Genomic DNA, 25,735 nt, shown 5'->3' with positions numbered 1-25,735 from the left:
GCCGGTCATGCGCCAATCCCATGTTCTCAAACCCCTGACGTTTGCCGTGCTCTGCGCCCTCTACGGCCTGGTGCCGATGCCCGCGCTGGCGCTGGACAACAATGCGTTGCCCACCAATGGCCAAGTGGTTGCCGGCAGTGGCGTCATCAGCAGCAACGGCAATGTTCTCACGGTGAACCAGGGCAGCGACCGCCTGATCGCCACCTGGGACACCTTCAATATCGGCAAGAACGCCCAGGTGAATTTCCTGCAACCGGGCGCGTCGTCGGTGGCGCTCAACCGCGTGACCGGCAGCGACGGTTCGCAGATCCTTGGGCACCTGAATGCCAATGGCCAGGTATTCCTGATCAACCCCCAAGGCGTATTGTTTGGCGCCGGCTCCATGGTGGATGTGGGTGGGCTGGTGGCCAGTTCGCTGAACATTTCCAACAGCGATTTCATGGCCGGCAAAAACGTGTTCGCCGGCCAGGGCGGCGGTGCGGTGGTCAACCAAGGCACGATCAGTGCGCGGGACGGCGGCAGCGTGGCGTTGCTCGGCGTCCAGGTGCGCAACGAAGGCACGGTGGTCGCGCGGCTGGGCTCGGTGGTGCTGGGCGGTGGGGAAAAGATCACCTTGGATTTCACCGGGGACGGCCTGATCAATGTCGAGGTCAACGACCCGGCCATCGGCGCCAGCGTGGTCAATCGTGGCCTGCTCAGCGCCAACGGCGGCGCGGTGACCCTGACCGCCCACGACTCACAGGCCATGCTCAGCAACGTGGTGAACAATGAAGGTGTGATCGAGGCACGCAGCCTGCAACAGCGCAACGGCCGCATCATCCTCGATGGCGGCGACAGTGGCGTGGTGGTCAACAGCGGCGTGCTGGATGTCTCGGGTAAACAGAGCGGTGAGCGCGGCGGCAACGTGACGATGACTGGGCAATACGTCGGCCTGTTCGACAGCGGCCGTATCGATGCCGATGGCGACATTGGCGGCGGCACCGTGTTGATGGGCGGCGACTACCAGGGCAGTGGCAACCTGCATCAGGCCGACAGCACTTTCATGGGCAGCGATGCGCGCATCAGCGCGAATGCCCTGAGCCGCGGTGATGGCGGCAAGGTCATCCTGTGGTCCAAGGACAGCACCCGGTTCTACGGCGACATCAGCGTGCGCGGCGCCGGCAGCCAGGGGCGTGGCGGGCTGGTGGAAACCTCCGGGCATGCGCTGGATGTGGCCGGTATTGTCGACCTCAGTGCGGTGTCGGGGCAGGGCGGCAGCTGGTTGATCGACCCGTTCAACATCAATATCACCAACGGCGCCAGCACCGGCACCTCCACCAGTTCGCCGTTCACGCCGAATGCCGGGGCCAGTTCCAACCTGAGTTCGGCGACCCTTAATGCATCGTTGTCCGAAGGAGCAAATATCCTCGTGACGACGTCGTCGGGCGCCGGCACTTCGGGGGATATCAACGTGCTGTCCAACGTCAAGGGCGTCGGCAACGCCACCCTGACGTTGCAGGCCCACCGCAATATCGTGATGACCAACACCAGCATCAGCAATGGCACCGGCAAGACGCTGAACGTGTCGCTGGTGTCCAACTTCAACAACAGCGGCAACGGCTCGGTGGCGTTGAGCAACGCGAGCATCAGCACCAACGGCGGTAACCTGACCATCAGCGGCGCGGTGGATCCGGCGACGTCCTGGGCGAGCACCAACGTCAGCAATGGCGTGGGCATTTCGATGACCAACGGCACGCGCATCAGTACCAGCGGCGGCGACATCACCTTGCGTGGCGCCACCTCGTCGAGCCTGGCCGCAGGCTCCACGGCCACCGCAATCAACATCAGCCGCAGTACCCTGGACGCGGGCGGCGGTAACATCAGCATCACCGCCGTGCAGGCCAGCAGCACCGGCAGTGGCGATGCGTTTGTGCTGACGGGCGGCAGCAACATTCTCACCTCGGGTGCCGGTTCCATCAGCGTCGACAGTACCAACCTGGGCAGCGGCAACGGCACGCGGATCTTCAGCACCAGCAACACCATCGCCGCCACCGGCAGCGGCAACCTCACCCTGCGCGGCAGTGCGGTGTCGGGCAGCGGCGTGCTGGTGTGTTCGACGGCAACGAGTTCGACGCAAACCTTGAGCGTAGGCAGCGGCACCTTGACGGTGCAAGGCACCGCCGATTCCGGGAAGGGCGTGTTCTTGGCGGCGTCCACCACGGGCGTGGTGACCCTGAGCGCAGGGGCGGGTGGCACTCTCGCTGTCGACGGCTTCAGCGCAGGCGACTCCGGCACGGTGGTGAATTCCACGGGCACCGGCTCGGTGATCAACCTGACAACGCAGGATGGCAGCTTGTCCCTGAGCGGCACGGCCGGCGCGGCGTCGAGTGCGCCAGGCCTGAGCATCCGCAGCGGCGCCTCCGGGGCGGGCAATGGGGTGAATATCCTGTCCGGCAGCGGTGATATCCGCCTGCAAGGCACAGCGCTGGTAGTGGGGACGGGGTTGTCGTTCAACGCCACCAATGCGCGGGGCTTCAACAACGTGATGACCGGCGGCAGCGGCAACCTTACCGTCACCGCACGGAGTGCCGGGGGCGCGGCATTGAGCTTCGACAACGGCACCAACACCCTGCAAGTGGTGGACGGCACCCTGCGCCTGGACCTGGAGGCGCCAGCGGGCAATTACATCAGCCAGAGCAACGGCACCTCGTCGATTACCGCCACCGGTAATGGCGCGGTGTTGATCAATCGGGGCGGGTTGATCCACAACGGCTTGCTGGAGGCGACCAGCGAACCGACCCGCCAGTATCATCAGGGCCAGATGGTCGGCGGAACCTGGAGCCAGGTGCTCAAACCCACGGCTACCGACGAGGTGAGCATCGACGTGGTGCAACCGCTATGACCGACCAACCCTTTTCCCTGGAAGCCTTCGAATACCTTTGCTACAGCCGCGACCACGAAGGCGGCGCCCGTGAGCTGGTGCGCCTGCTGCAATTGATCGACCGCAACTACGGCAAGTTGTCCGAACAGTTTTCCCTGAGCGTGTCGCCCGCGCTCACACCAGGAGAGCTGGAAAGCCACGTGCTGACGCGGCTGACCTGCGCCATCACGGCGCTGTTCTCCGACCCGACGTTCAGCCTCAGCCCCGGAGGCTTTGGCCAGTTGATCAACTTGCAGCGCTGGCTGTCGTCGTTGTTTGCCGCCAGTGCCTTTATCAACGGCGACCACATCCTGCGCTCGCTGAACCTGCTCGGGCCACAGGGCAACGACTACCGCATCACCGAGCAGAATTTGGTGAAATTCTGCCTGCTGTACTCGCCGGAATCCCAGTTACCGCTGGATGTTGACCTGCTGTGGGCGCAGAACCCGACGTTGGCGGCGGCCCTGTTCATGGCATTGTTGTCGCCGCGCTTTCTCGGTACTCCGGCGGCGCACTCCAAGCGCGAGGCATTGCTGGCGTGGTTACCGGGGCGTTTGGAACAACTCGACAGCCTGGATGCACTGCCGCTCAATGTGCTGCATGACGTGTACATGCATTGCAGTTACGCCGACTTGCCCGAGCGCCATCGCATCAAGGCGTCGATCAATACCTTGATCGAACGCAAGCTTGCCAGCCTGGGCATCCACAGCGTGCCCGTCGCCGTGGCGCCGCCGCGCGCCAAGCCGCTGATGCTGGTGCTGCTGGAATGGTTCTCCGGCGGGCATTCGATCTACCGCACCCATTCGCTGACGCTGCAGGCGGCGCGTCGGGATTTCCAAGTGGTGGCCGTGGGGTATGCGGCGAATGTGGATGCGCTGGGTCGCGAGGTGTTCGATGAATTTATCGAGCTGCGCGAACCGGATGACCTGTTCGAGTGCCTGCGCCAGCTCACTGCGCTTGCCAGCGCACGCCGCCCCGAGGTGTTCTACATGCCCAGCGTCGGCATGTTCCAGATCACGCTGTTTGCCAGTAACCTGCGTTTTGCGCCGTTGCAGGTGGCCGCGCTGGGGCATCCGGCGACCACGGCGTCGCGGCATATCGACCTGATCAGCGTGGAGGAAGATTTTGTCGGTGACCCGGCGTGTTTTACCGAGCGCCTGTTGCAACTGCCGGCCAATGGTCAGCCGTATCGGCCGTCCGCCATCCCCATCGACTTGCCGCACGTCATGCGTGAAGACCACGCCTGGGTCAACATCGCCATCGCCGCCACCACGATGAAACTCAACCCCACCTTCCTGCGCGCCTGCCAGGCGATCGCCGTGCGCACGTTGCACCTCTACGGCAAACGCGTGCGCTTTCACTTCCTGGTAGGCCAGGCCCAAGGGCTGTTATTCCCGCAACTGGTGCGCTTGATCGAGCGTTATGTGGGCGATGCGACGGTGTACCCGCACCAGCCCTATGCCGACTACATGGCCACGCTGAACCGCTGCGACCTGTTCCTGAGCCCGTTCCCGTTCGGCAATACCAACGGCATCATCGATGCCTTCACGGCGGGTCTGCCCGGTGTGTGCAAGACCGGGCCGGAGGTGTTCGAGCATATCGATGAGGGCTTGTTCCGGCGGGTGGGGTTGCCCGATTGGACGGTAGCGCGCACCCATGAAGACTATGTGCAGGCGGCGGTGCGGTTGGCGGGCGACTACACCGAGCGCGCCGATTTATACCGGCACCTGGGAACAGACGCGCCACTGCAGCGCCTGTTCGGCGGTGCGCCCCATGCCTTGAGTGACGCGCTGTTGGCCAACCTGCCGGGCTTGCTATAGTTTTGCAGGCTTGAGCGGATACCCGGTGTCACCCTTATGAAGCGCCATTTCGAAGATTTGCAGCTGGGCAGTATCGAACTCTTCTGCCTCGCCGCCGAAGCCAGCAGCTTCACCGCCGCCGCGCAGGTGGCGGGTGTCACCCCGGCGGCCGTGAGCCGCAGCATCTCGCGCCTGGAAGAACGCCTGGGTTCACGCCTGTTTGTGCGCACCACCCGCAGCATCCGTCTTACCGACAGCGGTCGGACCTTCTTCGAGCAATGCCGCCAGGCCTTGACCCAACTGGTGGAGGCGCAGCAGGAAGTGATGGGCGCGCAGGCCGTGCCGTCGGGCTTGCTGCGTATCAGCATTCCCACCACCTACGCCCATCACCGCTTGCTGCCGCTGCTGCCCAGGTTTCGCGCGCTGTACCCGCAAGTCACGGTGGATATCCACATCAGCAACCGCAATATCGACTTTGTCGCCGAAGGGTACGACCTGGCCATCCGCGTGCGCGCCCAGCCGGACTCGTCGCTGATTGCCCGCCTGTTGGAAGACGGCGAACTGGTAGTAGTGGCATCGCCGTCTTACCTGAAACGCGCCGGCATCCCACAGACGTTGGAAGACTTGCCCACCCATGAATGCATCCAGTACGAACTGCCGAGCAATGGCCGGCGCATCTCATGGTTGTTCCAGGTGGACGGCAAGGCGCAGGAATATGCGGGGGAGGCGGGGTACAGTTGTTCCGACGATGTGCTCGGCGGCGTGACCCTGGCCAAGCATGGCGCGGGGTTGTTTCAGACCTACAAGTTCATCGTCGAACAGGAACTGGCAAACGGTAGCCTGGTGGAGGTATTGCAACCGTTTGGCGGGCGTTCGCGGCCGTTTACCTTGTTGTATCCCCATGGGCGCTATGTGCCGCATCGGGTTAGGGCGTTTGTGGATTTCCTGATGCGGTGTCGGGACGAATGGGCGGCGCCGTAGAGGCCGCGATATCCCAGGTCAGCAGGAGCTGGCTGATTGCCGCGTCGATAGTGGCATGGGGCACGTTGTCCCGTGCCAGGATCGAAACGCCCTGCAAGAAGCTGTCAAACACCGCCGCCATCACCGCCGGGTCGAGCGTCTGCGGCAACTGGCCCAGGCGCATCGCCCGCTCCACACACGCCACAATCCCCGCACGGGTGCGTCGCCGCGACTGGGTCAACCCATCCGCCACCCTTGCGTTCTCCGGGCTCGGCGCGCTCATCACCCCCAGCGCTACCATGCAGCCCTTAGGGTGGCCGTCTTCGCACTGCATGCGCGCCGACTGGCGCAGCGCTGTTTCAATCGCCTGACGCGGTAACAGGCTTTCGTCCCACAGGCATTCGGTGACCTGGGCGTAGGTCGCCAGGTAACGCTGCACGCACTCGTCGAACAGCGCCTCTTTGGAGCCGAACGCCGCATAAAAACTCGGTGCGGAGATGCCGCCACCCAGGCCGGCCTTGAGCTGGGCGAGGGAGGTGGCGTCGTAGCCGTGCTGCCAGAACAGGTGCAAGGCCTGGTCCACGGCGTGTTCGCGGTCGAAAGTGCGGGGGCGGCCCATCTGTGCCATGTCAGGTCTCCGGTGGATAGCGAGATAAATACTAGTCGATACATAAGTCGTTGACAACGTGGTGGGTGCGCTTGCAACATTTATATCGATCAGTACCTAAGTCCCGCTCAAGGAGTTTCCCGTGACACCCTCACTTACGTTATCGGCGTCATCCGACCGCTTGCCCATCGGCGCTCTGCTCGCCCTGGCCATGACCGGCTTCATCTGCATCGTCACCGAAACCCTGCCGGCGGGCCTGTTGCCGTTGATCAGCGAAGGATTGGCGATTTCGCCGTCGATGGCCGGGCAGATGGTCACCGCCTATGCCTTGGGCTCGGTGCTGGCGGTGATCCCCATGACCATCGCTACCCGCGGCTGGCGGCGGCGCAATGTGTTGCTGCTGACCATCGTCGGCTTTTTGCTGTTCAACTCGATCACCGCGTTGTCGTCTCACTACGGCGTGACCCTGGTGGCGCGGTTCTTTGCCGGTGTGGCGGCGGGGTTGGCCTGGAGCCTGCTGGCCGGTTACGCCCGGCGCATGGTTGCGCCACACCAACAGGGCAAGGCACTCGCGCTGGCGATGGTCGGTACACCGATTGCGTTGTCGTTGGGTGTGCCGTTGGGCACATGGCTGGGTGGGCTGGTGGGGTGGCGCACGACCTTTGGCCTGATGTCGGCGGTCAGCCTGGTGCTGATTGCGTGGGTGCTGGTGAAAGTCCCGGACTACGCGCCTCAACCGGCGCACCAACGGCTGTCCCTGGGCAAAGTGTTGACCACGCCGGGCGTGCGGCCGGTGCTGGCGGTGGTGATCAGCTGGATGCTGGCGCACAACATTCTCTACACCTACATCGCGCCGTTCGTAGCGCCTGCCGGATTGGCAGAGCGGGTTGACCTGGTGCTGTTGGTGTTCGGGGTGGCCGCGTTGGCGGGGATCTGGCTCACGGCCAAGTTGGTCGAGCCGCTGCTGCGCCAGACCGTGCTGGTGAGCCTGGTGACCTTCGCGGCGATAAGCCTGGTGTTCGGCTTCCTGGGCAATGTGCCCGAGGTGATCTATTTCGGCGTAGCGGTGTGGGGCCTGAGTTTCGGCGGCGCCGCGACCCTGCTGCAAACCGCCCTGGCCGACGCGGCGGGGGATGGCGCGGACGTGGCGCTGTCGCTGAATGTGGTGGCGTGGAACAGCGCGATTGCCGGCAGCGGTGTGGTCGGCGGGGTGTTGCTGGACACCTGGGGCGTGGCGTCGTTTCCGTGGGCCATGCTGGTGTTGATCGGCGTATCACTGGTGATCGCCTGGGGGGCCAGTGCCCACGGCTTCACGCCGGGCGCGCGGGATGCGGGAAAACCTACAGCGGCCGGGCACTAATCTGACATTCCTTAGTCAATAATCCTCGCAATATCATCCACTTGGCTCCGCTCGGCGGAGCCAGCCGCTTCACTTCCTTTCGAAGATTTAATGCATGTACCTACGCAAAATTGCCGTTGGGCTGACCGCCCTTGTTTTGCTTTCCTCTGGGGCCAACGCCCGAAGTTTGCCGGACCTCTATTCTCAACAGGAAAAACAGCTCAGCTTCGACAGCTGCGCCGACCTGTTCCCCGCCGCCCCGATCAAGACCGCCACCGTGCCGGCCGCGATGAAACCCCTGGCCCTGTGCTCCGACCATTTCGCCGTGCTCTACTCGCAAACCAGCAAGACGCCCTTGGTGGTAGTCGAACGCTTGAACGCTGCACTCCTGAAAGACGCCAAGGGCGAGGAGCGCACTAACCAGTTCTACGCCGACCCGCGTATTCCCAAAGGTGGCCGTGCAGAGTTGAGCGACTACCGCGCCCAGCATCCCGCCGTGGACCGTGGCCACCAATCCCCAGCCGCCGACGCGCCGAATGCCAACGCCATGGCGCAGTCGTTCGCGCTGTCGAATATGGTGCCCCAGGATCCCACGAACAACCGCAAGATCTGGAGCAAGGTCGAGGCTGACGTGCGCAAGTTTGCCGTGCGTGCCGGTGGCGATGTGTACGTGTTTACCGGCCCGCTGTTCGACCCTGGCTACGGCACCATCGGCGCCAACAAGGTCTGGGTGCCGACGCGCCTGTTCAAGCTGGTGTACGACGCCTCCAGCAAACGTGCCTGGGCGTATGTGCTGCCCAATGCCGAGACGCGCATTCAAAAACCGATGGATTATGAGACGTTTGTGAAGAGCACCGGGCTCAGGTTGTTGGGGGATCTTCCGGTGTTGGGGTCGGTGGGGCGGAGTTGACCAAGCCCGCTCACCACAATCTCTTGCCTTGGGGTTTATACTCGCGCCCATTCAAATCTACCGAGATACCCCATGAACACCTCTGTTCCTCTCGCTCCCGCGCGCGCGCCCGTCGCGCCGTTGGTGGCCTTTATCATTCTGGTGCTGGGCGCCCTGTTCCTGCAAAACAGCGTCGGCTCGCACCAGGTGTTGTTGCTGGTGGTCGGCGCGGCACTCGGCTTGACCCTCTACCACGCCGCCTTCGGGTTCACCTCGGCCTGGCGCGTGTTCATCAATGATCGCCGTGGCGCCGGCTTGCGTGCGCAGATGGTGATGCTGGCGATCGCGGTGCTGTTGTTCTTCCCGGCATTGGGGGCGGGCAGTTTGTTTGGGCAGCCGGTGGTCGGGCTGGTGGCGCCGGCCGGGGTGTCGGTGGTGTTTGGGGCGTTCATCTTTGGCATCGGCATGCAGTTGGGCGGCGGCTGTGCGTCGGGCACGTTGTTCACCGTGGGTGGCGGCAATGCGCGCATGCTGGTGACGTTGTTCTTCTTTATCTGTGGCTCGCTGATCGCCACGCACCACGTGGACTGGTGGTTTGCGCTGCCGGCCTTCCCGGCGGTGTCCATCGTCAAGAGCTTCGGCGTGGTGCCGGCGATGGGCCTGAGCCTGGCGGTGTTTGCGATCATTGCAGTGGTGACCGTGCGCCTGGAGAAGGCTCGTCATGGTCAATTGGAAGAGGGTGTGAAAAGCGAGCATCAAGGCCTGCGCCGCTTCTTGCGCGGCCCGTGGCCATTGGTGTGGGGCGCCATCGGCCTGGCCTTGCTCAACTACGCCACCCTGGCACTGGCGGGTCGGCCTTGGGGCATTACCTCGGCGTTTGCGCTGTGGGGCGCCAAAGTTGCCAGCGGCCTGGGTGTGGACGTGGCCAGTTGGGCGTTCTGGCAGATGCCGGGCAACGCCAAGGCGCTGGCTGCGCCGGTGTGGGAAGACATCACCAGCGTGATGGACATCGGCATCGTCCTCGGCGCGCTGTTGGCCGCCGGCCTGGCCGGGCGTTTCGCCCCCAGCCTGAAGATTCCGGCGCGTTCGCTGGCGGCGGCGGTAATCGGCGGCCTGTTGCTCGGCTACGGCTCGCGCCTGGCGTACGGCTGCAACATCGGTGCGTACTTCAGTGGCATCGCCTCGGGCAGCCTGCATGGCTGGGTGTGGCTGGTGGCGGCGTTCATTGGCAACAGCGTGGGCGTGCGGTTGCGGCCGTTTTTCTTCGCGGGTGAGCGGCCGCAGGTGGCGTTGAGCGGTTGCTGAGTCAGTCCTGAACGGAACTGTCTGGCGCCTGAGCCGCTTCAGCCGCCAGCTTTTCCCGGTCCGCCTTGCTGATGTATTTGTCCTTTTTCTTCGGCGCCAATTTGGCGTTGGCCTTCTTGGCTTTTTCCTTGAAGAGCTGCTGGAGTTTTTTCTGGCGGTTCATGGGGTTCTATCCGGGTTGTTCAGGCTCGGGATGATACCAGCTTAAAAACCGACGCCGTTCTCTGGGGTGCTTTTTAACGTGTGTCGTTAAAGGGGGGCGGCGGAATGAGGGGCAGCCCCCAGCGGCTTATGCATGACAAACGTTGCCTTTACCCGTTTGGAGACCAGCATGTAAGGCACCCATACGAACAAGGCGATCAACGTCCGTGCCAGTTCTTTTGTTGTGTTGTAGTCGAAGATGGGTTGATCCACCAACACAAATGAGCACGCCCAGGCATCGAGCGGAATGAACACCGCCGACGCAAGCACCGTCGCAATATAAACCTTGGGAAATAGATAATGCTCGGTGATGAAGAGGTAAATGAGGTACGCGTAGGTGGCGACAAACAACGCATTAATCAGCGCCTCCGACACCAAAATCGGCCCCCACAACGGGTTGTACAGCGGCGTCCCAGGTGTAGACAGCACGGTAAAGGTGCCCTCTGTAAAAAGAGGGTATTGCACCGCGAGAAGGCTATAGGCCGTGCGCGCAATCGAGATCACTAGGCCTATTCCAATGAGCACGAGCCAGCCTCGTAACCCTCTCAAATCTGTGCTTTCTTGCATGTTGCGCTCCGTCGGTAACTCAGTTGATCAATGGCTGAACGACTGCTGCAGAAACGCAGTTATCAGCCCTATCACCTGTTGTTGGATCTCCGCCCTCGGCCGAGCCCCCTCACCATCCCGACAAATCATGCCATCGCCCGGCGAGCTTTCTTCAATCAACTCCATGCCGCCAGGCTTACAGATCGACATGAACGTGAAGTGAGTGGCATCGCCGATCTCCACGTACTGAGTCGAGGCTTTGGGCAGGCGCTTGACCAACGCGGCGGACTCCAGGTTAGGGTCCATGTCCTCTGTGGGTACGCCACCCGCAATCACCAAAGCCGGCACCGGAAGGGTGGCGAGACTGGCGTCGGTGAAGCCGGGCGCGAGGCCCAGGTCCAGGGACACAATGGCAGTGACGCGTTTGTCGCTCAAGTCAGCGGCTAACTGGGCTTTCCCTTCGGGCGTGCCGGCGGGGTTCATCTCATGGTAGCCAATGCAACCGCCGAGCTTGGGGTGTGCGTTGCAGGCTTGGGTGAACAGATCGGGATCGAAGCGTGCGCCGGCAATCTCCAGCACCGTCCAGCCGCCGAGGGAGTGGCCGACGGCGGCAATGCGATTCTTTGCCACCGCGCCAAATTGCTTGGGCTGGGCCAGGACCGCGTCAATGGCGCGACTCAGGTCGGCCGGGCGCTTCCATAACTGAGCGGCGGCCTGCGGGCTACGGTCCTTGGTGGTGGTGCCGGGGTGATTGACCGCCGCCACGATGTACCCTTTGTGCGCCAATGCACTGGCCAACCACACCTGTTTGCCCCAATTACCGCCGTAGCCGTGGGAGAGCACGACCAAAGGATGCTCACCGGCAGCTGGTGGTGCATCTGTCACCGCGAGGGCGCCGATGAATACCCCGTTGTCGGCGATCAGTTGCGGTTTGGCGGTGCTTGCAGCGGGATACCAGACCACCATTTCCAGCGGGCGGCTGGTCTGCGCGTCGGGCAGGGTGGTGGTTTTGAAACCGACGGGGCTTTCGGCCGCGAGGGCGGGCGTGGTCAGGCAAAACACAAGCAGGGCGCGCAAAGCGGTTTTCATTGTTGTTATCTTCCTTGATTTTGGTCGCGCATCATTACCTGAAACCGATCGTCTGGGTACCCCCCTTTACCCTTGGTATTTGCCAACCCAACCCCATAACTTGCCTGTATCCATTGCGCGGAAGAACCGACCATGACCAACCCAACCGAAACCGCCATCCTCGCCGGCGGCTGCTTCTGGGGCATGCAAGACCTGTTGCGGCGTTACCCCGGCGTGCTGCACACCCGCGTCGGCTACACCGGTGGGGATGTGCCGAATGGCACCTACCGCAACCATGGCAACCATGCGGAAGCCATCGAGATCGTGTTTGACCCGGCGGTAATCAGTTATCGGCAGATTCTGGAGTTCTTTTTCCAGATCCATGACCCGAGCACACCGAATCGACAGGGCAATGATCGGGGGCCGAGTTATCGCTCGGCGATCTATTACCTGAGTGAGCAGCAACGGGACGTGGCCGAGGATACGGCAGCGGATGTGGATGCTTCGAAGTTATGGCCGGGCCGAGTGGTGACCGAGATTGAGCCAGCGGGGCCATTTTGGGAGGCAGAGCCGGAGCACCAGGATTATCTGGAGCGGATTCCCAATGGGTACACCTGCCACTTTATCCGGCCGAACTGGAAGTTGCCCAAGCGCGGTTAAGTCAGCGCAACGGCAAAACAATGAAGGGGGCGGATCAATCCGTCCCCTTCATGGTCAGCCAGCACAGGTCTGCTTGTCGATTTCGAACCGCCCCACTTCTTTTTCGTTTTTGCTGCCAAAAATATAAATCAAGGTGCCGCCCAGTGTGAGGATTGACGAGTCTTTGGGCATCTGCGCGGCGCAAACAACCTGGGTGATGTCGGCGAATGTCGCGTCCAGGTCAAAGCTATCGGGCTGGGTATCGTAGTTGACCAGCGTGTAATAGAACTTTATCGCGTGGCTGTTAGCCGCTTCCGCCCGGTCGAACCTGATGTCCTCGTTGACCATTCGATCACGCGGCGTCGTTCGCGCGGTCAGGATGATGAGGTCGCTGAGGTAGCTGGGTTTACTAGGCTCAGGTGTTTCTTCGAAGGCCTGTTTTATCAGCACGCCGGCCAAACCAACAAACAGCAAGACCCACGCCGAATACCAAAACACTTTCTTGGTTTTTTCTGTTGCCACGTTATCGTCTCCTTGACCCTTCACTTATTTCCCTAAATCCCCGACGGCCAGGACCTGCGGTGCATATTGGAGGTACCACGCACGCTGACCGACAAGCAGGTCGCGGGCGAGTTCGAGCTCTCGCTCGGACATGGCGGCATAAACCCGCTCACTGCGGTCAACGTGTTGCACTTGGTTGTTGACCACTGTGTAGAGCGCCCAGCCTTTGCTTTCCATGCACAGGCGGCTGCCCTGATTGATGATTTGCGCTTCGGTGTAGCCCAGGGAGCGAAAGACCTGCACACCCTGGCCATTCTTTTGGTAGGTAGCGACTTGAAATTGAACACAGGTGTTCAGGCTTTCGCTGAACTGTGTAGCGGAAGACACGTTGTGAGGCACTTTGAAATAGACGTTGCCATCCTTGAAGTCCATATCCGCTCGATCGGAGACCACGCTTTGCGCAGAACTCAAATAACGGGCCTGAGGCGTCGAGGTCGATGCACAGCCGTTGAGGAGGCTGCCGACCACGGCCAGCGTAAGCAGAGAAAGGGTGATTCGCATCGAGACGTCCTTGAGGTGTTTCCCAGGTAAATCCATTGGCCATTGAAGCCGGGCATAGCGCAGCTTTGGGAGGGCAGTGGCGCAGTGCGCAATGTTGACACAAACAAGGCGTTAACCGAAGAAACAGCTTCGTAGTGATGGGGATCAGCGCTTTTCGTACGCCCTGTACTCATTCTGCAGCACGATATGGTCCGCCACGTACTTCGCATCGTGCCAAACCCCATAGATAAACGACGATGCCCTGTTTACCAGATTGGGCAACCCCAGGAAGTAGATGCCGCTCTGCGCCGAGATCCCGCGTTTGTGGAACGGCTCGCCTTTCTCATCGAATGCGTCCACCTTCAACCAACTGAAATCGAACGTGAAGCCAGTCGCCCAGAGAATCGTGGTCACGCCTGCTTCAGCCAGGTCCAGGCTCAACATCGGATTCACAAGGCACTCAGGGTCTGGCAACAACTCCCAGGCCTGCGGCTCCGGCGGAAACGGCAACCCGTTCGCCTCGATATAGGCATCTGCATCGCGCAGCACATCAAAGTAGGCGCGATCCCCCTGAGCCACGTTCCCGGCCAAGCCCGGTTGGAAGGTCATGACGCCGTCTTTCCAATCCTGGGTGACGCCCACCAAGTGAATCCCTTGGTGGGCCAGTCGGCGGAAGTCGACGGTCTTGCCACCTTCATAGCCACTTACTGCAAAGGCCACGTGTTTTTTCTTCGGCTGGATTTTGACTTCATCCCACAGGCCCAACGCGCCCAGCCACCAACAGTAGTCACGGCCGCGATAGGCGCGGGGCGGGCGGTAGTGTTCGCCCACCGAGAGGTACACGGTCTTGCCGGCCTTTTGCAGTTCTTCGGCGATTTGTGAGCCGGAGGCGCCTGCGCCGACGACCAGTACAGCGCCTTCAGGGAGTTGACCGGGGTTCTTGTAGCTGGACGAGTGCAGTTGGTGCAGCGGTGCGGTGGTCGGGACGATGTCCGGGATGGAAGGGCGCTGGAACGGGCCGGTGGCGGCTACCACATTGGCGGCTTCGATCACGCCGGCCGATGTGGTCACCTTGAAGCCGGGTCGCCCCACATGACGTTCTACCTGCTGCACCTCGACGCCGGTGCGCACGGGGGCCTGCAACTTGTCCACGTAGGCTTCGAAGTAGTCGGCCATGCGTTCCTTGGGAGGAAAGGCTTCCGGCGAAATGCCCTCGAATGTGAGGCCGGGAAACCGGTCATGCCAGGCCGGGCCATTGGCGACCAGGGAATCCCAGCGCTCCGAGCGCCAGCGTTCGGCGATGCGGTGGCGTTCCAGCACGATGTGCGGCACGCCCATCAGCGACAGGTGTTCGCTCATGGCGACGCCGGCCTGGCCTGCGCCGACGACCAGAGTGTTGATGGTTTCTACTGACATGGTCGGTTCCCGAGGATAGTTAACTATTTGTGGTGAGCGGGCTTGCCCCGCGCTGGGGCGCGTAGCGGCCCTGATCAAGCCACGGCGTTCTTTCAGTCAAACCTCGCTGTCAGGTTTGGGGCCGCTTCGCGCCCCAGCGCGGGGCAAGCCCGCTCACCACAACGGCTCGGCCGTCTCTGAGGCTTATGTTTCCAAAAGCTCGGCCACGGCCGTCAGTGCCAGTTGGTAACCCAGCGCCCCCAGCCCGGCGATCACACCGGTGGCGGCCTTGGATACATAGGAGTGGTGCCGAAAGCTTTCGCGCTTCCAGATATTGCTCATGTGCGCTTCGATGATCGGCCCGTCGAAGGCCAGCAGCGCATCCAGGATCGGCACCGAGCTGTAGCTGAGCCCGGCGGCGTTGATCACGATGGCGTCGGCGTTCAAGCGTGCCTCTTGAATCCAGTCCACCAGCACGCCTTCATGGTTGCTCTGGCGAAAATCCAGGGTCAGGCCCAATGTCGCGGCGAGGTCTTGGCAGCGGGCTTCGATGCTGGAGAAGCTCTCGCTGCCGTAGGTGCCGGCTTTGTCCAAACCGTAGAGGTTGGCGTTGGGCCCGTTGAGGAAAAACACAGAGGGGGTCATGGCGTACTCCAGGTTGTTCAGGGCTGCCAGTCATCCGGCACAACCGCAATCACGTCGATTTCCATCAACCACTCCGGCTGGCCCAAGCCCGAGATCACCAGTCCGGTCGAGATCGGGAATACGCCTTTGAGCCACTTGCCGACTTCCTGGTACACCGGCTCGCGGTAGCGTGGGTCGATCAGGTAGGTGGTGGTCTTCACGATATGTGACAGGTCAGAGCCTGCCTCTTCCAGCAGTTGCTTGACGTTCTTCATTGCCTGTTCGGCCTGGGCGCGTGGGTCGCCCAAGCCCACCAGGTTACCGTCGAAATCGGTGCCGATCTGGCCGCGCACATAAATGGTGTTGCCGGCGCGCACGGCCTGGCACAGGTCATTGTCCAGCGCCTGGTTGGGGTAGGTCTGTTGGGTGTTGAACATGCGAATGCGAGTGTGGGTCGGCATAACGGCAACTCGTGGAAAACGGGATGCAGCCAGCTTCACACCGGCTCGATTGCAACGAAACCAGCATTTGCGCGGGGTAGTGCTTAGGAAAAACCGAAGCCCGTGCAGGTCATCGGTTTGCGCGTGACCCGGCACGAACCCTGCAACGCACCCGGTACAGTCATTGTTGAGGGGGCAGGCGTGATGCTCAGTCGTATTACTCAGCGTCAACTGGAGTATTTTGTTGCGTCGGGAGAGGCGGGCAGCATCAGTGCGGCCGCTGAACGCATCCATGTGTCGTCGCCGTCGATTTCGGCGGCGATCACCCATATGGAGGCCGAGCTGGGCATCCAGCTGTTTATCCGCCACCACGCCCAGGGCATTTCCCTCACGGCGGTGGGGCGCCTGGTGATGCAGGAAGCCAAGCTGATCCTGGAGCAGATGACCAACCTCTACACCATCGCCTCGGAGTCCTTGAACACTGTGCGCGGGCCGTTGCGGGTCGGCTGCCTGGCGTCGCTGGCGCCGATGATCACGCCGGAACTGGTGTTTGGTTTCGGCCGTGCGTTTCCCGGTGTGCGGCTGACGCAAGCCGAAGGCAACCATGAGGAACTGCTGGAAAAACTGCGCAGTGGTGAGCTGGATATCGCCCTCACCTACGACTTGGTGACCAGCCCGGACATCGACTTCCAGCCCCTGGCCCAGCTGCCGCCGTATGTGATGGTCGGCGAGTATCACCCGCTGGCGAACTCGCCGGCCGTCAGCATGCAAGACCTTGAGGCTTACCCGGTGGTGCTGCTCGACACGCCGTGGAGCCGCGACTATTTCCTTAGCCTGTTTATCCAGGCCGGCACCACGCCGAACATCATCATGCGCTCCACCAACCTCGAAACGGTGCGCGCCATGGTGGGCAACGGCATCGGCTATTCCTTCGCGAATGCGCGGCCCAAATCGAACCTGTCCCAGGACGGCAAACGGGTGATCCGCCTGCGTCTGGCCGGTTCACACCGGCCGATGCGCCTGGGCTACGCCACTGCCTGCAACACGCAGCCGTCGCGGGTGGTGTCGGCGTTTGCCGAGCGGTGCCGCATGTTTGTGTCCGACCAGTACATCCCCGGCATGGCGCCGCCGAGCTTTTTTGATCCGCATGCAGTGCGGGTCTTGAGTGGGGTGAACTGAGGTTGCACCAAATAAAGGCGCCGGCTGCAGTGTGGTGAGCGGGCTTGCCCCGCGCTGGGGCGCGGAGCGGCCCCAATACCTGACAGCGAGTTCTAACTGGAAAAACGGGAAGCCTGGATGGGGCCGCTTCGCGCCCCAGCGCGGGGCAAGCCCGCTCACCACAGCAAGCCTGCTCACCACAGGACGCGGGCTAGCCACATACAGCCTTCTGGGCTGCATAGGTTCTGCCTACCCAGTGCCCCGGCTTTTACGAATTGACCCTAAGTGCCTCCCCCCACGACTCTGAACCCATCGATGTAGATCAACTTCTCAGGGCACAGCGACGATGACATTCGACTGGAATTACATGTTTGGCTTGCTGGGCGATGCCGAGTTCTGGCGTGCGACGTGGACGGTGATCAAGCTCAGCACCCTGACCTGGGTCTTGAGCATCGGCCTGGGCTTTCTGCTGGCGCTGGCCAAGCAGTCCAAGCATGGCCTGCTCAACGTGCCGGCGCGCGGTTACATCTGGCTGTTCCGCAGCCTGCCGCTGTTGGTGCTGCTGATCTTTATCTACAACCTGCCGCAAGCGTTGCCCGGCACCTCGGCGGTCCTGGCCGACCCGTTCTGGTCCGGCCTGCTCGCGCTGGTGATCTGCGAGACCGCCTACGTGGCCGAGATCCATCGCGGTGGCCTGCTCTCGATTCCCAAGGGCCAGGGCGAAGCGGCGCGGGCACTGGGCCTGAAGTTCTTCGGCACGCAATGGCGCGTGGTGATTCCCCAGGCGTTGCGGGTGGCCTTGCCGTCGCTGGCCAACGAATACATCTCCATCGTCAAGCTCACCTCCCTGGTGTCGGTGATTTCCCTGACCGAGATTCTGATGGTCGGCCAGCGCCTGTATTCGCAGAACTTCCTGGTGATCGAGACCATGGCGGCGGTGGCGTTCTTCTACGTGTTCATCGTCACGGTGTTCGATTTCCTGCTCAAACGACTGGAGCGCTTTCTCGACGTCAACCAGCGCAACGTGTCCCGTGTTCCCGATGCGGCGGTGCTGGCTCTGGCCACCCAACAGCGCACCGCCTTGGCGCGCCCGGCCACCAATGGCGAACCTGCGTTGCAGGCCGCTCGGCTGCACAAGGCCTACAACGATATCGAGGTGCTGGGCTCGGTCAACCTGCAGATCCAGCCCGGCGAAGTGGTGTCGGTGATCGGCCCGTCCGGCTCTGGCAAAACCACGCTGATCCGCCTGCTCAATGGCCTTGAGCAACTGGACAACGGCGAGATCAGGATCAATGGCCAGCCATTCATTCACTTGAACAAAGTCGGCGCGCAGAAACCCCAGTACATCGAGCACGCCGAGCACCGCCTGAACATCGGCATGGTGTTCCAGAGCTTCAACCTGTTCCCGCATTTGAGCGTACTCGACAACCTGCTGATGGCGCCCAAATACCATCGCCTGGGCGCGACCTCCGAGCTCAAGCAACAGGCCTACGCGCTGCTGCACAAGGTCGGCATGCTCGATCACGCCTGGAAGTACCCGCACCAGCTGTCCGGCGGCCAACAGCAACGCGTGGCCATCGCCCGCGCCCTGATGATGCGCCCACAGATCATGCTGTTCGACGAGCCCACCTCGGCCCTCGACCCAGAGAAAGTCAACGAAGTGCTGCAAGTCATCGAAGCCCTGGCCGAGGAGGGCATCACCATGGTGATCGTCACCCACGAGATGAACTTCGCCTTCAAGGTGTCCGACCGCATCGTGTTCATGGAGAAGGGCCGCGTGGTCTGCGACGACACGCCGGGCGCCTTGCGCAGCGGCCACAACCCACGCGTGGAGGCGTTCCTCAAGGACGTCTCGCTGGCGTGACCCCCTCAACGTTCAGGAAAAACACAATGATCGAGCAAGCGCACATCGAACAATTCCAGCGTGACGGATTCTTGGTGGTCGAAGGCGTGCTGTCGCCGGAGGAAGTGGCGGCGTTGCAACACGATTTCGACCAGTGGGTCGAAGAAAGCCGCAGCCATGAGCAGGGTTGGGGGGCCACCGTCGATGGCCGCGAGCGCTTTGACCTGGAGGGCGACCACCGCGCCGATCACCCGTCGCTGCGCCGGGTGAGTTCGCCCACCGAGATTTCAGCGGCCTATGAACGTGTGGCGTTGCACTCGCGCATGGCGGCGATTTCCGCGCAGTTGATCGGCGCCCATGGCACACGCTTCCACCACAGCAAGATCAACTCGAAACTGCCACACACTGCGACCCAGGTGAAGTGGCACCAGGACTTCCTGTTCACGCCCCACAGCAACGACGACATCGTCACCGCCTTGCTGATGGTCAGCGAAGTGACCCCGGAAAACGGCCCGCTGAACGTGATTCCCGGCAGCCACAAGGGCCCGTTGTGGTCGCACTGGCAGCACCAGCGGTTCACCGGCTCGGTGGACGACGCGGTCGTCGAAGAACACTGCCAGCAACCGGTGGCCTGCTACGGCCCTGCGGGCTCCGTGTGCTTCATGCACACCCGTCTGCTGCATGCTTCCAGCCCTAACGAGACCGAACTGCCGCGCACCCTCTTCATCAGCGTGTACGCCGCTGAAGACGCGCTGCCATTCGGCGAAAACCCTCTGCCCAGCGCACATGCCGGCCTGCTGGTGGCCGGTGAAGAAAGTGGCTTGGTGCGTTCCACGTACAATCACATGCGCTTGCCGCAAAAGCCCCGTGGCGCCTCGTTCTTCGTGCAACAGGCGGGACAAGATTGCGCCACTGCCTAACCCCCCAAAACCTTGCAGGTAATCACCATGACAGCGTTTCGTAAAAGTGTTCGTCCCCTTGCCGTGTGCCTGCTGGGCGCAGCGGTTGCGATGACTTCGTTGGCGGCTTCGGCGTTCCAGCAGGACGGCAAGATCATCGCCGGTTCCGACGTAACGTTCTTCCCGTATGAGTACATGGATAACAACAAACCCGCAGGCTTTGACATCGAGTTCATGGACGGCCTGGGCAAGGTCATGGGGCGCAAGGTCGAGACCCTCGACACGCGGTTCCCTAACCTGATCACCGGCCTGCAAGCCGGGCGTTTCGATGTGACCAACTCGTCGATGTACATCACGGCGGAGCGGGTCAAGGTCATCGACATGATCCCTTACCTCAAGAGCGGCGAGTCGATCCTGACCCTCAAGGACAGCAGCTTCCAGCCCAAGACCCCGGAAGAGTTCTGCGGCCACAAGATCGGCTCCATGGGCGCAACGTCGTGGCTGGCACAGATGAACAAGCTGTCGGCCGAGTACTGCGTGGCCAAGGGCCTGAAGCCGATCCAGATCAGCGAATACAGCACCGACCCGCAAACCACCCAGGCCCTGCTGGCTCACGCGGTTGAAGCGCAGATCACCGACGCCGCCGTGGCCCGTGGCGTGATCGACAAACTCGGCAGCCGCGTGGTGATTTCCTCCGACACGCTGATCTACCCGGTGCTGAACGGCTTCGGCGTGAAGAAGGGCAATGACACGGTGAAAAAGGCCCTGATCGACGGCCTGGAAAAATACCGCGCCACGCCGGAATACGCCGCCTTGCTCAAGAAGTACAACTTCCAGGCACCCACCGATGCCGACATCGCGGCATTGATGCCGAAGTAAACCCATCAGCGCGTGCCGCATAACCGTGCGGCCGCGCCCTGCGGAGACCGATTCATGGCGTTATCCCACGAAGAACAGACGCGCATTGACCTAGCGGCGACCTTTCGCATCATCGCCCACCTGGGCATGCATGAGGCGGTGGCCAACCACTTCAGCGCTGCCGCGTCGGCCGATGGCAAACAGTTTTTGCTCAACCCGAAGTGGAAGCACTTCTCGCGCATTCGCGCCAGCGACCTGCTGCTGTTGAACGCTGACGATGCGTCCTGTGCCGATCACCCGAACGTGGACGCCACCGCCTGGTCGATCCACGGTCAGATCCATCGCCTGCGGCCGCAAACCCGCGCGGTGCTGCATTTACACCCGGTCTACACCACGGCTGTGGCGTGCCTGGCCAAGCCGCATATCCCGCCGATCGACCAGAACACCGCGCGCTATTTCAACCGCGTGGCGGTGGACGAACTGTACGGCGGCATGGCCGACACCGAGGCCGAAGGCGCGCGCCTGGCCGGGTTGCTGGATGGCAAGAGCCGGCTGCTGATGGGCAACCACGGCGTGATGGTCACGGCGGGTTCCATCGGTGAAGCCTTTGACGATATCTGGACCCTGGAACGTTCCTGCCAGATCCTCGTCACCGCCTGGTCCACCGGGCAGCCGTTGCGGGTGTTGTCGGATGAAGTGGCGGAAAAAACCGCGCGGGGCTGGGAAGGCATTGCCGATTTCTCGCGCCGGCACTTTGAAGAAATGAAGCAATTGATGATCGACGCTGACCCTTCGGTGCTCGACTGAGGACTCCACATGACGTTTTCCGTTGTCGCCCGCTGCGCCGAGACGGGCCAGTTGGGCATCGCCATCAGCTCATCGAGCATTGCCGTGGGCGCGCGTTGCCCGTGGCTGCGGCCCGGCGTGGGGGCGGTGGCGTCGCAGAACATCACCTTGCCAAGCCTGGGGCCGCAGGTGCTGGACCTGTTGGAGCAGGGCTTGGCGCCAAGTGAGGCGTTGTCCGCCTTGGCTGGGCAGGATCACAGTGAGTACCGCCAGGTCACGGTGATTGATAGCCAGGGCCGCACCGCACATTTCAGTGGCGCGCAGACCCTGGGCATCCACCATGCGGTGAGTGGCGAGCAGTGTGTGGCGGCGGGGAATATGCTCGCCCAACCTGCTGTGATCGACGCCATGGTGGCGGCTTTCGAACAGGCCTCCGGGCCTTTGGCCGACCGCCTGCTGGCGGCGATGCACGCCGGTCTGGCGGGCGGTGGTGAGGCGGGGCCGGTGCATTCGGCGGCGCTGGTGGTGGTGGATGACCTCTTGTGGCCCATCGTCAACCTGCGCGTGGACTGGGCCGATGAAGACCCCATCGGCGCCCTCGATCAACTCTGGCAGGCCTATCGCGGGCAGTTGCAGGCCTACATCGATCGCGCCATCAACCCACAGATCGCCCCCGGCTACGCCGTACCGGGAGACGACCGATGAACAGCCGCGACCTGCTGGCGCAACTGGTGCGTTTCGACACCACCAGCCGCGAATCCAACCTGGCCTTGATCGACTTTGTGCGCACGTATTTGCAGGGCCACGGCGTGGCCTGCGAACTGCTGTACAACGAACACAAGAGCAAGGCCAATCTGCTCGCGACTATCGGCCCGGCAGAAGTGCCCGGCATTGTGTTGTCCGGGCATACCGACGTAGTGCCGGTGGATGGGCAGCGCTGGAGCGTGGCGCCGTTTGACCTCACCGAGAAAGACGGCAAGTTGTACGGCCGTGGCACGGCGGACATGAAGGGTTATATCGCCTGTGTGCTGGCGTGTGTGCCGGCCTTGGTGAAGGCCTCGCTGCGCATGCCGGTGCACATTGCGCTGTCGTATGACGAAGAAGTCGGCTGCCTGGGTGTGCGCTCGCTGATCGAGCGATTCCATGATCAGCCGGTCAAGCCCTTGTTGTGCGTGATCGGCGAACCCACTGAACTCAAGCCGGTGCTCGGCCACAAGGGCAAGCTGGCAATGCGTTGCCATGTGCACGGCGCAGCGTGCCATTCGGCCTATGCGCCGGCGGGGGTGAATGCCATTGAATACGCCGCGCGCTTGATCAGCGAGCTGGTGCGGCTCGGCGAAGCGCTTAAGGCGCCGCAGCATCTGGATCAACGTTTCGATCCGGCGTTTTCCACGGTGCAGACCGGCCTGATCAACGGTGGCAAGGCACTGAACATCGTCCCGCAGGACTGCAGTTTTGACTTCGAAGTGCGCTCCTTGCCGGCCCAGGACCCCTGGCAAGTTGCCCGGCAATTGCAGGCATACGCCGAGCAAACCCTGCTGCCGGCGATGCGGGCGGTGAGCGGGCAAGCGGCGATCAGTCTCAGCGAGTTGTCCAGCTATCCGGGTTTGGCCACGTCGCTGGAAAGCCAGGCCGCTGAGTGGGTGGCGCAGTTCTGCGGCTCGCGGGAATTCGGCACCGTGGCGTTTGGCACTGAAGGTGGGCTGTTCGACCAAGCCGGTATTCCCACGGTGGTGTGCGGGCCGGGCAGCATGGAGCAGGGGCACAAGCCGGATGAGTTCATCAGCGTGGCGCAGTTGCAGGCCTGTGATCGGATGCTGGCGCGGGTGCTGGGGTTTGTGAGCCAGCCTTCAAACTAAGGTATACACGGCCCATACCCAGGTAGGATTCCGAGCGTTGTAGCCCCGTCGCACACTGTTTTGCAGGCGAGACATTCGCCTTCAAACAACAGGAGAGCGACCATGACAACCCTACTGAAAGCCCCGACCGAAGAACTGGTGCCGTCGCGCTACGCAGTGCGCGTCGGCGAAATTGATGTGCTGGTGATCAGTGACGGCGTGCTGCCGCTGCCGACCCAGACCATGTCCACCAACGCCGACCCCGACGCCCGCGCGGCGTGGTTCAAGCAAATGTTCCTCGGCCCGGACGCGTTCGACTGGGCGCTGAATGTGCTGGTGGTGCGCAGTGGCGAGCAGGTGATTCTGGTCGATGCCGGCCTGGGCGGGCAATTTCCCGGTTTCCCACGGGCCGGGCAGTTTCCCAAGCGCCTGGAAGCGGCCGGTATCCCGTTGTCCTCGGTGACCGACATCGTGATTACCCATATGCACATGGACCACATCGGCGGCCTGCTGGTGGACGAGGTCAAGCGCAAGTTGCGTGCGGACGTGCGCATTCATGTGGCGGCCATCGAGGTCGATTTCTGGGCGTCGCCGGACTTCACCTATACCGACATGCCGGCGCCGGTGCCGGACGTGCTACGGGCTACGGCCCAGCAATTCATGGGGTTGTACAAGGACAATCTGCATACCTTCGACGATGAGCATGAAGTCGCGCCGGGTGTCGTCGCCAAGCTCACCGGCGGCCATACGCCGGGGCACAGCGTGGTGTATGTGACCTCTGGCGGCGAGCGGTTGACCTTTGCCGGCGATGCGCTGTTTCCCGTCGCCTTTGAACATCCGGATTGGCATAACGGTTTCGAACACGATCCCGAAGAGTCAGTGCGCGTGCGCGTGCGGCTGATGAACGAAGCGGCGGCGAGCGGTGAGTTGTTCGTGGCTACCCACCTGCCGTTTCCGTCCGTGGGGCGGGTGGTGGTGGAGGGGGATGCGTTTCGTTGGGTGGCGGGGTTCTGGGACTTTTGAGTGTCGCACAGGCAAGCGAGCCTCATGTTGCAAGCAGGCTTTTGTGGCGAGCGGGCTTGCTGTGGTGAGCGGGCTTGCCCCGCGCTGGGCTGCGAAGCAGCCCCTCTAAAGCCCCACCGGATTTTTCCTGCAAAAAACGCGGTAGCCGTTTTGGGGCTGCTGCGCAGCCCAGCGCGGGGCAAGCCCGCTCACCACAGGGGGTTGGGGCAGCCGTTAGCTTTTTGCTACGCCTACTCGCCACTGCGCAGGCGGCAGGCTCCCATTCACCAGGTAATTCCCCACAATCCGCGACTTGTACACGCGCGGGTTGTGGTTCGCCAAGGTGCGCGCGTTTCGCCACAACCGGTCCAGCGCCTTGTTGCTGGCGGTCGCACTGGCGCCCAGCGCATCGAACAGCGCCGTGGTGGCCGCCAGTGTCGCATCCACCACCGGGTTCACTGCCAGGCACACTTCCAATTCAGCCAGCGCAACCTGCGGGTCGTCATCGTGCAGCGGCTGGTCATGGGCGATCACATAGCGGGCGGTGTATTCCAGTCGCTGCGCCGCTTGCTGGGCGATGGCTTGCGCGGCGTAGGCCTGGCTGGCGACTTCGCCGATCACTTGCAGCAGTTGCGCGTCCTGGCCGGCGGTGTCGGCATTGCCGGTGGTGAAGGTGCGCGCGCGTTGGCTGAGTTCTTCGGCGCCACTGAGGGCGGCGCGGCGGGCGATGCCGGCGAGGGTGCTGAGGTGGTAGAGCTGGAAGAACGACTGGCCGTGGCCAAACCGCTGTTGGGTGAGGCGTACCTCGTCGTCCACCACAGGCGCGTTGTCGAAGAGGCAGGTGCCGCTGGCGGTGAGGCGTTGGCCGAAGCCGTTCCAGTCATCGACGATTTGCACGCCGGGCGCCTTGAGGTCCACGACCACGCTGTAGATCGTGCCGTCTTCGCCGGTGGCGATGGTGTTGATCAAGTCGCTGTAGAGCGCGCCGGTGGTGTAGAACTTTCTGCCGCTGATGCGCAAGGCGCCGGCTTCGTCACGGTGCAGGCGGGTTTCGAAATCGCCACGGGTCTGGTTGCCGACTTCGGTGCTGCCGGGGGAGAGCAGGGCACCCTGGCTGAGCCGGTCCAGCCACTTGGCGCGCCAGTCGAGGTCCTTGGCGCTGAGTACGTCCTCACAGAAACCGAAGTGCCCGCGCAGGGCCTGGGTGATGTTGGAGTCGGCGGCGGACAGTTCCGTGAGCAACGCCAGCAGCTCGACCAACGTTGCATCCTGGCCGCCATAACTGGCCGGCAGGCGCCAGCGCGGCAAGCCCAACGTGTTCAGTTGCTGGATCACGGTGGCGAGGCTGCCGCGTGTCTGATCCGCCACGGCCGCCTGCGCGAGAATCTGCGCAAAGAGCGGGCGAAACGGTGCGGCCAGTTGCTCGTAACGGGCAGTGGGCGGTGCGCCCCAGATGTTCAAAGCGGGAATCGACATGCAATGGACCTTGCAGAAAATGGTTCAGGTGCTGGGGTCCAGTGGTCTGGTGAGCTCACCCTAACTCAGGCGCGGCGAAGTTTTTAATACGAAAAGCAGCTAGCGACCTGTACGACGGTTCTA

The 25,735-nt window shown here is 62.6% G+C and carries 25 protein-coding genes; 15 read left to right on the top strand and 10 right to left on the bottom strand.

The annotated features are described in order from the left end of the window. Positions 1–7 precede the first annotated feature (7 nt). Genes OZ428_RS23340 through OZ428_RS23330 form a run of 3 tightly spaced genes read left to right on the top strand, consistent with a single transcriptional unit; the run spans position 8 to position 5,679 of the window. A complete protein-coding gene (locus tag OZ428_RS23340) occupies positions 8–2,881 on the top strand; it encodes a beta strand repeat-containing protein (protein WP_269131466.1) in 2,874 nt (957 codons plus the stop codon). Continuing rightward, on the top strand, positions 2,878–4,719 hold the full coding sequence (locus OZ428_RS23335; protein ID WP_269131465.1) for a peptide transporter: 1,842 nt from the start codon (positions 2,878–2,880) through the stop codon (positions 4,717–4,719). The genes OZ428_RS23340 and OZ428_RS23335 overlap by 4 nt, the downstream gene beginning before the upstream one ends. Positions 4,720–4,755: 36 nt before the next feature. After that, on the top strand, positions 4,756–5,679 hold the full coding sequence (locus tag OZ428_RS23330) for a LysR family transcriptional regulator (RefSeq protein ID WP_269131464.1): 924 nt from the start codon (positions 4,756–4,758) through the stop codon (positions 5,677–5,679). Here the strand turns inward: OZ428_RS23330 and OZ428_RS23325 are convergent. Further along, a complete protein-coding gene (locus tag OZ428_RS23325) occupies positions 5,624–6,286 on the bottom strand; it encodes a TetR/AcrR family transcriptional regulator (protein WP_269131463.1) in 663 nt (220 codons plus the stop codon). The two genes, OZ428_RS23330 and OZ428_RS23325, sit on opposite strands and share 56 nt — an antisense overlap. Before the next feature lie 121 nt (positions 6,287–6,407). On the opposite strand from OZ428_RS23325, the gene OZ428_RS23320 reads away from it, so the two are divergent. The 3 genes from OZ428_RS23320 to OZ428_RS23310 all read left to right on the top strand — a co-directional run bounded on the left by OZ428_RS23320 (position 6,408) and on the right by OZ428_RS23310 (position 9,798). Beyond that, on the top strand, positions 6,408–7,625 hold the full coding sequence (locus tag OZ428_RS23320) for an MFS transporter (protein WP_038844306.1): 1,218 nt from the start codon (positions 6,408–6,410) through the stop codon (positions 7,623–7,625). 94 nt (positions 7,626–7,719) lie between these two features. Further along, positions 7,720–8,514: a DNA/RNA non-specific endonuclease gene (locus tag OZ428_RS23315; protein ID WP_269131462.1), complete on the top strand. Its 795-nt coding sequence runs from the start codon at positions 7,720–7,722 to the stop codon at positions 8,512–8,514. Between the two features lie 72 nt (positions 8,515–8,586). Further along, positions 8,587–9,798, top strand: a complete 1,212-nt coding sequence (locus tag OZ428_RS23310; RefSeq protein ID WP_269131461.1) for a YeeE/YedE family protein — start codon at positions 8,587–8,589, stop codon at positions 9,796–9,798. Between the two features lies 1 nt (position 9,799). On the opposite strand, the gene OZ428_RS23305 is transcribed toward OZ428_RS23310, so the two are convergent. The 3 genes from OZ428_RS23305 to OZ428_RS23295 form a co-directional block, all read right to left on the bottom strand. Continuing rightward, positions 9,800–9,961, bottom strand: coding sequence for a DUF2986 domain-containing protein (locus OZ428_RS23305; protein WP_080642368.1), 162 nt, complete (start codon positions 9,959–9,961; stop codon positions 9,800–9,802). Between the two features lie 86 nt (positions 9,962–10,047). Then, a complete protein-coding gene (locus OZ428_RS23300; RefSeq protein WP_269131460.1) occupies positions 10,048–10,566 on the bottom strand; it encodes a DUF2569 domain-containing protein in 519 nt (172 codons plus the stop codon). A gap of 27 nt (positions 10,567–10,593) precedes the next feature. Next, on the bottom strand, positions 10,594–11,634 hold the full coding sequence (locus tag OZ428_RS23295) for an alpha/beta hydrolase family protein (protein ID WP_269131459.1): 1,041 nt from the start codon (positions 11,632–11,634) through the stop codon (positions 10,594–10,596). A 132-nt stretch (positions 11,635–11,766) separates the two neighbouring features. On the opposite strand from OZ428_RS23295, the gene msrA reads away from it, so the two are divergent. Further along, positions 11,767–12,273: a peptide-methionine (S)-S-oxide reductase MsrA gene (msrA, locus tag OZ428_RS23290; RefSeq protein WP_269131458.1), complete on the top strand. Its 507-nt coding sequence runs from the start codon at positions 11,767–11,769 to the stop codon at positions 12,271–12,273. A 54-nt stretch (positions 12,274–12,327) separates the two neighbouring features. On the opposite strand, the gene OZ428_RS23285 is transcribed toward msrA, so the two are convergent. The 5 genes from OZ428_RS23285 to OZ428_RS23265 all read right to left on the bottom strand — a co-directional run bounded on the left by OZ428_RS23285 (position 12,328) and on the right by OZ428_RS23265 (position 15,773). Next, positions 12,328–12,774: a hypothetical protein gene (locus tag OZ428_RS23285; RefSeq protein ID WP_269131457.1), complete on the bottom strand. Its 447-nt coding sequence runs from the start codon at positions 12,772–12,774 to the stop codon at positions 12,328–12,330. Between the two features lie 24 nt (positions 12,775–12,798). After that, complete coding sequence (locus OZ428_RS23280; protein WP_156717502.1) at positions 12,799–13,314, bottom strand: hypothetical protein; 516 nt, start codon at positions 13,312–13,314, stop codon at positions 12,799–12,801. A 144-nt stretch (positions 13,315–13,458) separates the two neighbouring features. Further along, positions 13,459–14,709 carry a flavin-containing monooxygenase gene (locus OZ428_RS23275; protein ID WP_269131456.1) on the bottom strand — a complete coding sequence of 417 codons (1,251 nt, stop codon included), beginning with the start codon at positions 14,707–14,709 and terminating at the stop codon, positions 13,459–13,461. Positions 14,710–14,892: 183 nt separating this feature from the next. Continuing rightward, positions 14,893–15,333, bottom strand: a complete 441-nt coding sequence (locus OZ428_RS23270; protein WP_269131455.1) for a type II 3-dehydroquinate dehydratase — start codon at positions 15,331–15,333, stop codon at positions 14,893–14,895. A 17-nt stretch (positions 15,334–15,350) separates the two neighbouring features. Beyond that, positions 15,351–15,773, bottom strand: a complete 423-nt coding sequence (locus tag OZ428_RS23265) for a RidA family protein (protein ID WP_016969985.1) — start codon at positions 15,771–15,773, stop codon at positions 15,351–15,353. A gap of 183 nt (positions 15,774–15,956) precedes the next feature. On the opposite strand from OZ428_RS23265, the gene OZ428_RS23260 reads away from it, so the two are divergent. The 8 genes from OZ428_RS23260 to OZ428_RS23225 all read left to right on the top strand — a co-directional run bounded on the left by OZ428_RS23260 (position 15,957) and on the right by OZ428_RS23225 (position 24,157). Beyond that, positions 15,957–16,931, top strand: coding sequence for a LysR family transcriptional regulator (locus OZ428_RS23260; protein WP_269131454.1), 975 nt, complete (start codon positions 15,957–15,959; stop codon positions 16,929–16,931). A gap of 325 nt (positions 16,932–17,256) precedes the next feature. Further along, positions 17,257–18,774, top strand: coding sequence for an amino acid ABC transporter permease/ATP-binding protein (locus OZ428_RS23255; RefSeq protein WP_269131453.1), 1,518 nt, complete (start codon positions 17,257–17,259; stop codon positions 18,772–18,774). Positions 18,775–18,800: 26 nt separating this feature from the next. Then, complete coding sequence (locus OZ428_RS23250) at positions 18,801–19,673, top strand: phytanoyl-CoA dioxygenase family protein (RefSeq protein ID WP_269131452.1); 873 nt, start codon at positions 18,801–18,803, stop codon at positions 19,671–19,673. 27 nt (positions 19,674–19,700) lie between these two features. After that, positions 19,701–20,531 (top strand): ABC transporter substrate-binding protein, encoded by an 831-nt coding sequence (locus tag OZ428_RS23245; protein WP_269131451.1) that lies wholly within the window; start codon positions 19,701–19,703, stop codon positions 20,529–20,531. Between the two features lie 54 nt (positions 20,532–20,585). Further along, entirely contained in the window at positions 20,586–21,317 is a 732-nt protein-coding gene (locus OZ428_RS23240) for a class II aldolase and adducin N-terminal domain-containing protein (protein ID WP_269131450.1), read from the top strand. Positions 21,318–21,326: 9 nt separating this feature from the next. Further along, positions 21,327–22,001: a DUF1028 domain-containing protein gene (locus tag OZ428_RS23235; RefSeq protein WP_269131449.1), complete on the top strand. Its 675-nt coding sequence runs from the start codon at positions 21,327–21,329 to the stop codon at positions 21,999–22,001. Continuing rightward, positions 21,998–23,155, top strand: coding sequence for an acetylornithine deacetylase (gene argE / locus OZ428_RS23230; RefSeq protein WP_269131448.1), 1,158 nt, complete (start codon positions 21,998–22,000; stop codon positions 23,153–23,155). The genes OZ428_RS23235 and argE overlap by 4 nt, the downstream gene beginning before the upstream one ends. A gap of 102 nt (positions 23,156–23,257) precedes the next feature. Further along, a complete protein-coding gene (locus OZ428_RS23225) occupies positions 23,258–24,157 on the top strand; it encodes an MBL fold metallo-hydrolase (protein ID WP_269131447.1) in 900 nt (299 codons plus the stop codon). Between the two features lie 213 nt (positions 24,158–24,370). Here the strand turns inward: OZ428_RS23225 and OZ428_RS23220 are convergent, their stop codons facing one another. Further along, positions 24,371–25,612, bottom strand: coding sequence for an acyl-CoA dehydrogenase family protein (locus OZ428_RS23220; protein ID WP_269131446.1), 1,242 nt, complete (start codon positions 25,610–25,612; stop codon positions 24,371–24,373). Between the last annotated feature and the right edge of the window lie 123 nt (positions 25,613–25,735).

Source organism: Pseudomonas sp. GXZC, from assembly GCF_026967615.1.
GTDB lineage: Bacteria > Pseudomonadota > Gammaproteobacteria > Pseudomonadales > Pseudomonadaceae > Aquipseudomonas > Aquipseudomonas azotoformans_A.
This window is presented reverse-complemented; position numbering and strand designations above follow the sequence as displayed.